The sequence below is a fragment of the Romboutsia sp. genome (genome assembly GCF_051659545.1).
In the GTDB taxonomy this organism is placed as follows: domain Bacteria; phylum Bacillota; class Clostridia; order Peptostreptococcales; family Peptostreptococcaceae; genus JBOFOR01.
On record NZ_JBOFOR010000003.1, the window covers coordinates 1 to 14,143 of the forward strand.

Annotated in this window: 12 protein-coding genes and 1 pseudogene; 12 read left to right on the forward strand and 1 reads right to left on the reverse strand. The window is 29.6% G+C overall.

The annotated features are described in order from the left end of the window. Positions 1-108 precede the first annotated feature (108 nt). The 9 genes and pseudogenes from ACRC03_RS00155 (at position 109) to ACRC03_RS00195 (ending at position 9,388) form a co-directional block, all read left to right on the forward strand. A pseudogene (locus ACRC03_RS00155) lies at positions 109-1,235 on the forward strand (ISAzo13 family transposase). 328 nt (positions 1,236-1,563) lie between these two features. Beyond that, the gene (nifV, locus tag ACRC03_RS00160; RefSeq protein WP_438650515.1) at positions 1,564-2,721 is read left to right on the forward strand and encodes a homocitrate synthase; all 1,158 of its coding nucleotides are present in this window, start codon (positions 1,564-1,566) and stop codon (positions 2,719-2,721) included. 12 nt (positions 2,722-2,733) lie between these two features. Next, entirely contained in the window at positions 2,734-4,665 is a 1,932-nt protein-coding gene (locus ACRC03_RS00165; protein ID WP_438650516.1) for an aconitate hydratase, read from the forward strand. 23 nt (positions 4,666-4,688) lie between these two features. Next, the gene (locus ACRC03_RS00170; RefSeq protein WP_438650517.1) at positions 4,689-5,690 is read left to right on the forward strand and encodes an isocitrate/isopropylmalate dehydrogenase family protein; all 1,002 of its coding nucleotides are present in this window, start codon (positions 4,689-4,691) and stop codon (positions 5,688-5,690) included. A 137-nt stretch (positions 5,691-5,827) separates the two neighbouring features. Continuing rightward, positions 5,828-6,154, forward strand: coding sequence for a hypothetical protein (locus tag ACRC03_RS00175; RefSeq protein WP_438650518.1), 327 nt, complete (start codon positions 5,828-5,830; stop codon positions 6,152-6,154). A gap of 137 nt (positions 6,155-6,291) precedes the next feature. Further along, positions 6,292-6,495 (forward strand): hypothetical protein, encoded by a 204-nt coding sequence (locus ACRC03_RS00180; RefSeq protein WP_438650519.1) that lies wholly within the window; start codon positions 6,292-6,294, stop codon positions 6,493-6,495. Between the two features lie 180 nt (positions 6,496-6,675). Then, positions 6,676-7,350 (forward strand): response regulator transcription factor, encoded by a 675-nt coding sequence (locus ACRC03_RS00185; RefSeq protein ID WP_438650520.1) that lies wholly within the window; start codon positions 6,676-6,678, stop codon positions 7,348-7,350. A gap of 4 nt (positions 7,351-7,354) precedes the next feature. After that, on the forward strand, positions 7,355-8,815 hold the full coding sequence (locus ACRC03_RS00190) for a sensor histidine kinase (RefSeq protein ID WP_438650521.1): 1,461 nt from the start codon (positions 7,355-7,357) through the stop codon (positions 8,813-8,815). Positions 8,816-8,890: 75 nt separating this feature from the next. Beyond that, on the forward strand, positions 8,891-9,388 hold the full coding sequence (locus ACRC03_RS00195) for a hypothetical protein (protein WP_438650522.1): 498 nt from the start codon (positions 8,891-8,893) through the stop codon (positions 9,386-9,388). 66 nt (positions 9,389-9,454) lie between these two features. Here ACRC03_RS00195 and ACRC03_RS00200 read toward each other — a convergent pair whose 3' ends face one another. After that, a complete protein-coding gene (locus ACRC03_RS00200; RefSeq protein ID WP_438650523.1) occupies positions 9,455-10,129 on the reverse strand; it encodes a Crp/Fnr family transcriptional regulator in 675 nt (224 codons plus the stop codon). A gap of 285 nt (positions 10,130-10,414) precedes the next feature. On the opposite strand from ACRC03_RS00200, the gene cdr reads away from it, so the two are divergent. The 3 genes from cdr (at position 10,415) to ACRC03_RS00215 (ending at position 13,965) form a co-directional block, all read left to right on the forward strand. Continuing rightward, the gene (gene cdr / locus ACRC03_RS00205; protein WP_438650524.1) at positions 10,415-12,910 is read left to right on the forward strand and encodes a CoA-disulfide reductase; all 2,496 of its coding nucleotides are present in this window, start codon (positions 10,415-10,417) and stop codon (positions 12,908-12,910) included. Between the two features lie 336 nt (positions 12,911-13,246). Beyond that, on the forward strand, positions 13,247-13,606 hold the full coding sequence (locus ACRC03_RS00210; RefSeq protein WP_438650525.1) for a C-GCAxxG-C-C family (seleno)protein: 360 nt from the start codon (positions 13,247-13,249) through the stop codon (positions 13,604-13,606). 20 nt (positions 13,607-13,626) lie between these two features. After that, positions 13,627-13,965: a rhodanese-like domain-containing protein gene (locus ACRC03_RS00215; protein ID WP_438650526.1), complete on the forward strand. Its 339-nt coding sequence runs from the start codon at positions 13,627-13,629 to the stop codon at positions 13,963-13,965. Positions 13,966-14,143 lie beyond the last annotated feature (178 nt).

The window sequence follows — 14,143 nt, forward strand, 5'->3', positions numbered from 1 at the left end:
AATCATAAAATAAGAAAGGGTATTTTCTATATGTTATTTCAAAATGAACAAGAATTCAATAGTTTAATTTCAATGCTAGTAAAAAATCTTTCAGGAGTCGAAAAAAGAATGGCTATCGCCAATATAGTAAATCACATAGGAAATATTAGCAATACAAAACTATCAAAGATACTTGGTGTTAGTAGAACCACTATCAGAAAAGCTATTTTAGAGTATAAAAGTGGTAACTTTAATGATAAGTTTTGTGATAGAGGTCGGAAATCCACTATAGTTAAGTTTCCAAATATTGAACAAGATATCAAATCTATTGCAAATTCGCAATCACAAACAGATCCAACCTTTAAATCAACAAGGCTTTATACAAGGTTAACGGTAGCTAAGATTAGAGAAGAATTAATAGTAATAGGTTATTTTGATTGTGAATTACCATCAAATGAAACTATAAGAAAAATAGTTAACTCATTGGGTTTTACCTTAAGAAAAGTTAGAAAAACTAAGCCTATTAAAAAAATCGCTGAAACCGATTATATTTTTACTAACCTTAAGAGTGTACATGACCAAGCTGATTTAGATAAGAATACTGTAAGAATATCTGTAGATGCTAAAGATAAAGTTAAAATAGGTAATTTCTCTCGTGGGGGCTATAGTAGAACTACAACTAGTGCATTTGACCATGATTTTTCAACTGACTATATAACGCCATTAGGAATACTTGATGTAAAAAAAACAAGGTTGATATGACTTTTACACAGTCAAAAGTTACTGCTGATTTCATAGTTGATTGTATTGAAAAATATTGGTCAGATAACTACTATAACACAGGTAAAGATACATTAATTATTAATTTGGACAACGGACCAGAAAACAATAGTAGGCGAAGCCAATTTATAAAGCGTATAGCTGATTTCTCTGTAAACAATAATATAAAAGTAATACTTTCATACTATCCACCTTATCATAGTAAATATAATCCTATTGAAAGAGTTTGGGGAGTATTGGAAATGCATTGGAACGGCAGTGTATTAGACACCAAGGAAACCGTACTTAGATTTGCTCAAAATATGACTTACAAGGGTTTTAATCCTAAAATCAACTTTAGTAAAAAAACGTATAGTTGTGGTAAAAAAGTCTGTAAAGGTACTATAGAATCATTAGAAAAATGTATAACTAGACTAGATGGTATTGAAAAATGGTTTGTAATACTCGAACCTAGTAAAATAAGATATAGTATTTAAATAATAGATTGATTTCTATGGGGAGGGGGAAACTCTATCATTTTTTGATATTTATTCAATAAATAAACTTCTATGATAGTTTGAAACACCAAAATAACTATCCAAAATAGAATAAATAAGATATGCCTTCTAAAATTGGACAGTTATTTTCTTGGAAAAGCCTTAGTGCACAAATACGAACTAGTTATTACAATGTAATTAAAGGATTGAAATAGTTTATTAAAATAAAAAAATGAATTACAAATAAAAAAACTTGCATAAAATAAAAAGTAATTGCATGTAGATAGAATTTAGATGGTAAAAATATTTTTTATGGGGGATAAATAATATGTGTATAATAGATAAAATAAAATCAAAGGAAATAAAAATAGTAGATACAACTTTAAGAGATGGAGAACAAACAGCTGGAGTTGTTTTTGCAAATAATGAGAAAATTATTATAGCTCAAATGCTCAGTGATTTAGGCATTAATCAGTTGGAGGTCGGTATACCTGCAATGGGTGGAGATGAAAAAGAAGCCATAAAATCAATTTGTAAGAGAAATCTCAAATCGAGTATTATGGCTTGGAATAGAGCAGTAATAAAAGATATTGAACAATCAATTGATTGCGGAGTAGATGCAGTAGCTATTTCGATATCAGTATCTGATATTCATATAAAAAACAAATTGAAAACCTCAAGAGGATGGGTAATAGAGAATATGGTAAAAAGCGTTGAATACGCAAAGAGAAATGGCCTATACGTATCAGTAAATGGAGAAGACTCTTCTAGAGCTGATATTGATTTTTTAGTACAATTTATGGAAGCAGCAAAACAGGCAGGTGCTGATAGATTTAGATACTGTGACACAGTTGGAGTAATGAATCCATTTAAGATTAGAGAAGATATAAACAAATTGTACAAAAAAACAAAATTTGATATAGAAATGCATACACATAATGATTTTGGCTTAGCAACAGCTAATGCCATTGCAGGAGCAATGGGTGGAGCAAGTCATATAGGTGTTACAGTTAATGGTTTAGGGGAAAGAGCAGGAAATGCAGCACTAGAAGAAGTATTAATGGCATTAAAATACGTTCATGGATTTGAGCTAAACATAGATACTAGAATGTTTAGAGAATTATCAGAATATGTTTCAAGTGCATCAGGAAGAGAGCTTCCAGCGTGGAAAGCAATAGTAGGAAGTAATATGTTTAGACATGAATCAGGAATACATGCAGACGGAGCATTAAAAAATCCAGAAAACTATGAAGCTTTTGATCCAAGTGAAGTAGGACTAGAAAGACAGATAGTAATAGGAAAACACTCTGGAAAAGCAGCAATAATAAATAAATTTGAGGAGTACGATGTACACTTAAGTGATGATGTTGCTTCTGTAGTGTTAGAAGAGGTAAGATCAATTTCAGTAAGAATGAAGAGAAGCCTATTTGATAAAGAGATAGTTCAAATATACTACGATATATTAAATGAACAAAAAGCACTTTAAGGGGGTAAAAACGTGGGAGATAATATAACTTACAAAATATTAAAGAAATATTTAGTAGATGGTGAACTTATACCTGGCAATTCAATAGGTATAAGAATAGACCAAACTTTAACACAAGATTCAACTGGTACTATGGCATACCTTCAATTAGAAGCTATGGATATAGATAAGGTAAAAACAAAAAAAAGTGTGGCATTTATAGATCATAATATGTTGCAACAAGGTTTTGAAAATGCAGATGACCACAAATATATACAAACAGTAGCAGATAAATATGGAGTGTATTTTTCAAAACCTGGAAATGGTATATGCCATCAAGTATTTCTAGAAAGGTTTTCTTGCCCAGGAGAGACAATTATAGGTTCAGACAGTCACACACCAACTGCTGGAGGAGTTGGTATGTTGGCTATAGGTGCAGGAGGTTTAGATGTTGCCCTAGCTATGGGAGGAGGAGCATATTATATAAAAGCTCCTAAGATTTGCAAAGTTAATTTAATAGGTAAATTAAATCCAATGGTATCTTCAAAAGACATTATCCTAGAAGTATTAAGAATCAAAACTGTAAAAGGTGGCGTAGGAAAAGTATTTGAATATGCTGGAGAAGGAGTACAAACTTTATCAGTTCCACAAAGGGCTACAATAACAAATATGGGAGCAGAACTTGGAGCTACAACTTCGATTTTCCCAAGTGATGAAAAAACTTTAGAGTTTTTCAAAAGCCAAGAAAGAGAAGAAGAATGGTCAGCGCTTTTGCCGGATATAGACTGTAAATACGATGAAGAAATAACTATCAATTTAAATAAATTAAAACCATTAGTTGCGAAACCACATAGTCCAGATAATGTAGATGAAGTAGAAAATATTAAAGATTTAAAAGTAGACCAAGTGGCAATAGGAAGTTGTACTAATTCATCTTATGAGGACTTAATGAAGGTTGCAAAAATATTAAAAGGAAATAAGGTTCATAAAGATGTTAGTTTAGTTATAGCACCAGGCTCAAGACAAGTAATGGAAATGTTAGCTCGAAATGGTGCATTGGGAGATATTATAAGCTCAGGAGCAAGGATTTTAGAAAATTCTTGTGGACCATGTATAGGAATGGGTCAATCTCCTTGTACTGATTCTGTATCACTTAGAACTTTCAATAGAAATTTCTATGGTAGAAGTGGAACCTTATCTGCAGATGTTTATTTAGTAAGTCCTGAAGTTGCAGCTGTAAGTGCTATAAAGGGGATGCTTACTGATCCAACTACTTTTAAGGTAGACTTTAGTGATATTATTGTAGATAAATTTATAATTGATGATAGCATGATTATAAAACCTAATGAAAATAAAGAAGAGGTAGAAGTTTTAAGAGGTCCTAATATAAAACCTTTCCCAGTAAATACACCACTAGGTGAAAGTATTTTAGGAAAGATTACTTTGAAAACAGAAGATAATATTACTACAGACCATATTATGCCTTCAAATGCAAAACTATTGCCATATAGAAGCAATATTCCATATCTTTCAAATTATTGCTTTAATACAGTGGATGCAGATTTCCCTGAAAGAGCAAAGGAAAATGAAGGTGGATTTATTATAGGTGGGGAAAACTATGGTCAAGGTTCAAGTAGAGAACATGCCGCACTAGTTCCGTTATACTTAGGAGTAAAAGGCGTAATAGTCAAGAGTTTTGCTAGAATACACAAGGCGAACTTAATAAATAGCGGAATAATTCCTATGGAATTCTGTGATGTAAAAGACTATGAAACTTTAGACATATTAGATACTTTAGACATATCAAATATTTTAGAACAACTAGAAGGTGGATATTTAGAAGTTAATAATATTACTAAAAATAGTAAGTTTAAAGTTAAAGTGGAATTATCCTCAAAAGAAGTAGATATATTAAAGTCTGGAGGTAAATTAAATCATACTAAGGAGCAATGTGAATTAGCTTAATAAAAAATTGGGGGGATTAGATAATGTACAAAGTTACACTTATACCAGGGGATGGAATAGGTCCAGAAGTAGCAAAAGCTATGACTAAAGTTGTAGAGACTTCAGGAGTTAAGATAGAGTGGGAAGAAGTGAATGCAGGAGAAACAGTTATGGAAGAGTTTGAAACTCCTCTTCCAAAACATGTAATAGATACAATTAAGAAAAATAAAATAGCTATAAAAGGTCCTATTACTACACCAATAGGAAAGGGATTTAAAAGTGTAAATGTAACGCTTAGACAAGAATTAGATTTATACGTAAACTTAAGACCAATAAAAAGTTTTAAGGGAATAAAGTCTAGATACGAAAATGTAGACTTAGTAATTGTAAGAGAAAATACAGAAGATTTATATGCAGGTATTGAACATAAATTAGGAAACTACGGTGCAGAAAGTATAAAAATAATAACTAAAGATGCAAGTGAGAGAATAGTAGACTTTGCTTGCAACTATGTAAAAGATAACAAAAGAAATAAATTAACAGCAGTACATAAGGCTAATATAATGAAATTAACAGATGGATTATTCTTAGATGTATTTAGAGAAGTATCTTCTAAACATGATATTAACTATGATGATTTAATAGTAGATGCTGCTGCTATGAATTTAGTATTAAACCCAGAAAAATACGATGTTATGGTAATGCCAAATCTTTATGGAGATATACTTTCCGACTTAGGAGCAGGATTAGTTGGTGGTCTTGGAATAATACCAGGAGCAAATATTGGTAAAGATTATGCTGTATTTGAGGCAGTACATGGAAGTGCTCCACAAATAGCAGGTCAAAATAAAGCAAATCCAACAGCACTTATACAATCTGCGGTTATGATGCTTAGATACTTAGAAGAATATGAATGTGCAGATAAAATAGAGAAGGCATTAGGAGAGGTATTCTTAAAAGGAGAAAAATTAACATTAGACTTAGGTGGAAGCGCATCTACAACAGAATTTGCAGATGAAGTATGTAAATATATTTTAAATAGTTAATTGAAAAAGAACTTTAAAATAGAATTCTTAATTTTAAAAAGTATAGGTAATATTTTCATGATTTATGTTGTTTATAAAAGATAACAAATAGGTTATAATTATAGTAGTATAATTTATAAATAAAGGAGTTGATATGCTTGAATAATGAATTATTAAATGCTATAAGTGATTTACTAGACCAAAAACTAGATCCTATAAAATCAGAAATAACAACTATGAAATCAGAAATAACAACTATGAAATCAGAAATAACAACTATAAAATATCAAGTAGATGAAAATACACAAATACTTAAAGCATTAGAACACAAAGTAGATATTATTAAAGCAGAGCAAGAAAATATGAAGCATGATATAGCTCATATAAAAGGTGATACAGAAGCAATAAAGAAGGATATAACTAATGTAGAAGTTATAACTGCAAGTAATTGGGCAGATATAGCGAAATTAAAAGCTGTTAAATAGACGAGACTTGGATTTTAAATTCAGGTCTTTATTTTTATGTAATTGTTGTAAATTTAAGTCTAAATAGACTTGCTAAAAATAGTTATCCTATATTTGCATATAAGGAATCTAAGAGTGACAAATGGCAAGAAGTTAAATTGGATAATAACAGTGCATTAACTTATAATGCAAATATTGAATTAAAACAGAAGAAAAACTATGAATACAAAGTATATACCAATGGAGAAGTTGTAGAAAGTACACCTATAGAAGGTATTGGTGAAGAGTATTATACAGGAGTTATTTGGAACTGGAGTAGTGAAGATTCAAGTGCTAGTGGTTTTTTAGTCAATCATATCTAGTTGTAGAGTTTAAAAATGGATTAGTAAAGAAACATAAAATACACAACACTTCATACCAATAAATGAAAAATATGCTTAAAATATTTAAACTTTAAATAAAGACCATCTTGTATAATGCGGGATGGTCTTTTATAATTAATTCAACGTAGGATAATTATGGGTTAGGAGTAAAATGATAAAATGATAAATATACTGGTTGCAGAAGATGATACAAGAATATTAAGAATGATAACAGACTTTTTAAAAAAGGAAAATTACAATATATACAGTGCGAAAGATGGAAAAGAGGCTTTAGAAGTATTCAATAGAGAGGAAATATCTTTAGTAGTATTAGATATAATGATGCCTATATACGATGGGTGGCACGTACTAAGAGAAATTAGAAAAATTTCTAATCTACCAGTACTAATACTTACAGCTAAGGATAATGATTTAGATGAACTTTTGGGATTTGATATAGGAGCAGATGAATATATATCAAAGCCCTTTAATCCCAAATTATTAATAGCAAGAATTAAAAACTTACTAAAAAGAGTAGAGGCAAGTAGTGACCAATTAGAATCGAATACGCTTTGTTATGAAGATATATGTATAAATATAGACAGGAAAACTATGATAATTAATAAGGAAGAGATAGACTTAAAGCCAAAGGAGTACGATTTAATAGTTCTATTTATAAAAAATAAAGAAAGAATATTTGAAAGAGACAATTTACTGGATTTAATTTGGGGTTATGATTATATAGGAGATCCTAGAACAGTAGATACTCATATAAATAGACTTAGGAATAGGTTAGGAGAAAAAGCTTATTTATTAAAAACTATTAGAGGGTTTGGTTATAAATTTGGAGGATAATAATTTGAAATCTATAAAAAATAAAATGCTTTTAGGGATTTTACTAATAAATTCTATAATACTAATAGGTATAGGTATTTTTAGAATCACCTTTGAAGATTTTTATATAAAGCATACAGGAGAGGATTTAAACGAATTCGGAGCTGAGGTATTAAATTTAATTAATATTAACGATGAGGAAGGTTTATCTGAGCATGTATCTAGGGTTGGAGAAAGTGAAAATATTACTGTAGATATTTACGATGAAGAAGAGTTTTTAATATACAGTAATAGTTATACCCCTGTACTAAAAAATAACAATAATATGATGAAAAATGGAAAAATACAAAAGAAAAATAGATGTTATATTACAGAAGAGTACAAAATAGATAAAAAGTTAAACGCATATAGTATAAAAGATAATATGCAAGGAATAGAGTTTTTAGCTACTATAAACGATAATGGAGTATATTCGATAGTGAGTAAAACGCCAATAAGTTCTATAAAAAATAGTGTAGAAAAAGCATCAAATTTTTTACTTGTTATATTTATTCCAATAATAATCCTTAGTATAGTAATGGCGATATGGTTTTCTAAAAGATTTACAAGACCTATAATACAACTAACTGATGTTAGTAATAAAATTTCTAATTTAGAATTTGATGAGAGGGTAAATTTAAACACAAATGATGAAATAGAAGAACTAGGAAATAGTATAAATACATTATCCTCAAAAATTAAAACAACTATGGATGACTTAAAGGATAAAAATAAACAATTAGAAATTATGATTGATAATAAGACTAAAGAAGAAAAACTTAAAAGGGAATTTGTATCGAGTGTTTCTCATGAATTAAAAACACCAATAACAGTAATAAACGGATATGCAGAAGGTCTTAGAAGTAATATTTTAGACAATGAAGAAGATAAAAACTACTACATAGATGTAATTTGTGAAGAAAGTGAAAAGATGGGAGTAATGGTAAATGATTTACTAGATTTATATAAACTAGAATCTAACACTTTTAAAATCAAAAAAGAAAAGGTGAATTTAGAAGATTTAATTAAAAAAATAGTAAAAAAATATGAGTTAATATTAAATAATAGGGAAATAAAAATAAATTTAAAATTAGAAGAAGCTTATGTATTAGGAGATAAAATTAGATTAGAGCAAGTAGTAAATAATTTATTGGATAATGCTATAAATCATACTACAAAAGAAAAAATAATAGATATAAATATTGTATTTGCTAAAGAAAATGTAATTTTAACTATATACAATACTGGAGAGAATATACCTGAAAAAGATTTAGATAAAATATGGTATTCTTTTGTAAGATTGGACAAAGCTAGAAGCAGGGCAGAAAACAGAGTAGGTTTAGGTCTTGCTATTGTAAGGGAAATAGTAACTCTTCACAATGGAGAATATTTGGCTCAAAATAGAGTAAAGGGAGTAGAGTTCCTAATTAAATTTAAAAAAATATAAATTATTTTTTGTTTGTGACATTGGTGTGACATTTCAATCCTATAATAAAGATAAATAAAATTTAGGAGGTAAACTATGAGAAGAACAGCAATAGCTTTAAGCATAATCTCTATGCTAGGAGTAGGATCATTTACAGTAATATCTAATGCAAGTGACCAAGGATTAAGTCCTCAACCTGCAATTAATGAGAATACTGTAGCTACTAATACTACATATACAAATCCAACAAATAACGGTAATTGTAAAAGAGGAATGAGTTTAACGCAAGAACAAAAAACTCTTATAGAAAAAGGCTATAATGAACTTACACAAGTAGAAAAAGAAACTTTAGGAAAATACCGTAGCTTAGGAAAAGGAAATTTAAGTGACACACAGTTAAAAGAATTATATACAATAGAAGATAAAGTTAACAAATATATGGACGAAAATTTTAAAGCTATAGTAAAAGAAAGAAGAGAAAATAGAGAATTACGCAAAGAACAAAGAAACAATGGAAACTGTCAAAATGGTCAAGGGACACAAAATAATCAAGGTAAAGGAAATGGACAAGGGAAGGGTTCTTGCCAATTATAATATATAACAAGAGTAGCATACTTAACAACTGTTAAATGCTACTCTTAATTTTGAGTAAATTAATTATTATACTTTAGAAATAGCGTTAAGTTTATCAAAATCTAATATAGTTATTTTACCTCTATTAGAAGTTAAAATATCTTTGTTTTTAAAATTAGTAAGCATTCTACTTACGACTTCTCTGCTAGTACCTACCTCTTGAGCAATTTTTTCTTGTGTTAAATATAAAAATTTAGAGTTGTTTGCATTTTCTGACGTTTGAAGCAAGTATTTAGCAATTCGAGTATCTATACTTTCAAAAGCTACCTCTTCTAAAACACCTACTACATCGTTAAATTTGGTATAAAGGTTGCTAAAGATATACTTCTGGAAGTCTAAAGTATTGTAAATATACTTATTAAATATATTGCTAGGAATAAATGCAATTGTAGTAGGCTCTATAACTTCTGCAAAGGCAGGGTAAGACTCGTCGCTCAGCATACAGGACATAGATAAATAGCAAGTATCCCCAGAAGATAACTTATACAAAGTAACTTCACGACCTTTATCTGATAACTTATAAACTCTAATAGCCCCCTTCATTATTAGAGAGAATCCTAAGCAAGAAGAGCCTTCATGTATTAAAGTATAATCTGTTTCAAAATTTTTTATTATTAATGATGAACTTATTAGTTCTTTTGTATCTTTATCTAAATCTTTAAAAAATGGATATATATTAATCAAATCATTCCAAACATTCATAATTATTTCTCCTTATAACAAAATCTAATTTTAAGTATATTATTATATGAATTTATACTCAATTAATATAATTGTACCAAAATTATGGTATTTATATAAGAGAAATGACTGAAACTCTTTAACATTCACTTATGTGATAAAGTCACAGAATTAAAAGTTAAAATTATGTATAATAAAAGTATATTAAATAATTAAAAATTACTAAAACAAAATTATTAATAAACATAGATAAATAACTAAAATAGAATTTTAAATATATAAAAGGTGGAGAAGGAGAGATAAATCATGGCTAAAAAAATAGTTATTGTAGGTGGAGTTGCAGGGGGAGCATCAACTGCTGCAAGACTGAGAAGATTAGATGAAAATGCAGAGATAATAATGTTTGAAAAAGGAGAATATATATCTTTTGCAAACTGTGGACTTCCTTATTATATAGGTGGAATTATAAATGAAAGAGAAAAACTAATAGTTCAAAGTGTAGAAGCTATGAGTTCAAAGTTTAATTTAGATATAAGAAACTTAAGTGAAGTTGTAAAAGTAGATAAAAAAGCTAAAGTAGTAACTGTAAAAAATCATAGAACTAGTGAAACTTACGAGGAAAACTACGACACATTAATTTTATCACCAGGAGCAAATCCTTTAAAACCACCAATACCGGGTATAAATGAATGTGATAATTTATTTACATTAAGAAATATACCTGATACTGATAAAATCAAGGAATACGTTGACACTAACAAGCCAAAGCATGCAGTAGTAATAGGTGGAGGTTTTATAGGTCTTGAAATGGCAGAAAATCTTCATGATAAAGGTATAAAACTTACTCTAGTAGAAGCTAGTGAACAAGTAATGGCACCACTTGATATAGAAATGGCAAGTGTAATTCATGACCATTTAATAGATAAAGGTGTAGAGTTAATATTAAAAGATGGAGTAAATAGTTTTGCCAATAATGGAAAAAAAGTAATACTATCTAGTGGAAAAGAAATAAATACAGATATGATAATACTTTCAATAGGAGTAAAACCAGAAACTACTATAGCAAAAGATGCAGGAATAAAGATTAATGAAAGAGGGGCTATAGTAGTCGATGAATATATGAGAACTTCAGATGAAAGTGTATATGCATTAGGTGATGCTGTAGAAATAATTGATTTCGTAAACAAAAAGCCTACAATGATACCACTTGCTTGGCCTGCGAATAGACAAGGTAGAATAGTAGCTAATAATATATGTGGTAGACCTGAAAAATATAAAGGAACATTAGGTTCATCAGTAGCTAAAGTATTTGACTATACAGTAGCAACAACAGGGAACAATGAAAAAATATTAAAAAGACTAGAAGTAGATTATAAAGTAATTCATATACATCCAGGTTCTCATGCAGGATATTATCCAGGTTCATTCCCTATAGCTATGAAAATGATTTTTGATCCTGTTACAGGTAAAATCTTTGGAGCGCAAGCTGTAGGAATAGATGGAGCAGAAAAACGTATAGATGTAATAGCAACAGCTATAAAAGGAAATCTTACAGTATTTGATCTACAAGATGTAGAAACTTGCTATGCACCACCATACAATTCAGCTAAAGACCCAGTAAATATGTTAGGATATTATGCTTCTAATATAATAGAAGAGATGGTAGACACTGTTCAGTGGCATGAAGTTGATGAAATAGTTAAAAATGGTGGGATAATAATAGATGTAAGAGAAGAATTTGAATTAGTTACAGGAGGAATGCCAGGAACAATCCATATACCTCTTGGACAATTAAGAAATAGATTAGAAGAGATACCAAAAGATAAGAAAATATACACTACTTGCCAAGTGGGACTTAGAGGCTACGTTGCTTGTAGAATACTTTCTCAAAATGGCATAAAATGCACAAATATAGATGGAGGAATAAAGACTTATCAATTTGTAAAAAGAGCAGAGGTAAGTATTGATAAACAAAATAAAAATAATAGTACTGACTTAAATATAAAGAGTGGGGAAGATAATATGAGATTTGAAGATTTAGATATTAATAATATAGATGTTCATGTAAGTCTTGATGCTTGTGGCTTACAGTGCCCAGGACCGATAAGAAGAGTATTTGAAGAAATAAATAAAATGGAGGAAGGGCAAGTATTAGAAGTAAAAGCAAGTGATCCAGGATTTGCAAAAGATATAGCTGCTTGGTGTGAAAAGACAGGAAATACTTTAGTAAAAGCGGAATTTGATAAATCTCAAAAAGCCTTTGTAGCAGTAATAAGAAAAGGGAGTAATAATGTATTAGCTAACCCAAGTTGTTCAATAACTCAAAATGACAAAAATGGAGCTACTATGGTAGTATTTAGTGGAGATTTAGATAAAGCAATAGCATCATTTATAATAGCAACAGGAGCAGCATCTATGGGTAAAGAAGTAACTATGTTCTTTACATTCTGGGGACTTAACATATTAAAGAGCAAAGATAGACCAAACGTAGAAAAAGACACTATGGAAAAAATGTTTGACTTCATGTTACCAAATCATGCTGGTAAACTACCATTATCTCAAATGAACATGGGTGGAATGGGACCTGTAATGATAAAACAAATAATGGAAAAACACAATGTTGATAGCTTAGAAACTCTGATGAAAAATGCAATAGACATGGGAGTAAAAGTAGTAGCATGTGCTATGAGTATGGATTTGATGGGAATAAAAGCAGATGAGTTTATTGATGGAGTTGAAATTGGTGGAGTTGCTTCATATCTAGCTGCAACTGAAGATTCTGGATTAAACTTATTTATATAATATAAAATTATTTAAGAGGGGAGAATAGTCATATAGATTATTTTCCCTTCATTTTTTACGCTTAAGGATATTATATTATCTCAAAAACTATGGATAAGTTGCTATATTTAAGCAACATCAACATACTTAGTGAAAGTAAAAAAAAATTTTAGCAACGTGCAGAGCCGTTGGCGATATGAAGTGTTTCGCCGACAGGTCGCTCAAGCGAAGCGAATTTTCACGAATAAATTTTGTTTTAGTGACAAAGTCACGGAAAAAAATAAAATAATATAGTATTATATAAATATAGAAAATAAAAAAATAATAGCAGATAGTTTAAGAAAGGACAATATAAATATGACTAGACCATCAGAATATCATAAACAAGGATACACATGTGCAGAAGCACTAATCAAATCTTATAATGAAGAACATAATACAAATATACCAGTAGCATTAGGTAGTGGTATGGGTGTTGGGATGACAGTAGGAAGCTTATGTGGAGCAGTGAATGCGGCAGTAGTGGTAGCTGGATATATAAAAGGAAGAGAAAGCAATAGTGAAGCTAACCAAGCTAGAAATTATTCAAGAGAAATAATGACTAGAGTTAGGGATAAGTTTAATACAGAGATATGTGCTGATTTAAAAAGAAATAAAGTAAGCTGTTCAGAAATAATAGATTTTTCTTATGAAGCTTTAGATGATGTTTTAAAATAATTAAATTTGGAGGAGTAGAAATGGGATTTTTATCTAGCTTATTTGGAAACAAACAATACACTGATATAAATGGCAATGAATTACAGAAAATGATTAAGGAGAACAAAGCACTTTTAATACTAGATGTAAGAACTGTAGATGAATTTAGAAGTGGCCATATACCAAATGCTAAAAATATACCAGTTCAAGAACTAAATTCAAAAGTAAATACATTAGAGGTATATAAAGATAAAGAAATAGTAGTTTATTGTGCATCAGGAGGTAGAAGTGCAAGTGCGGCTAATATTTTAGCTAAAAATGGATTTAATAAGATATATAACTTAGGTGGAATATCTAACTATAAAGGAAAACTTAAATAAATTTATGCATATAAAAAACTTACCATAAATTAAATGGTAAGTTTTTTGTACGTTCAGCATGTCTACTGAGCCGATAGGTTGAAAGAAACCTTATCGCCTAACCAACAGGAAGATAACCCGTAAGCAAGGGCGTCACTGGTAACGGTGAGTCTGAAGGAAGCCGAAGGGGGAATATGGA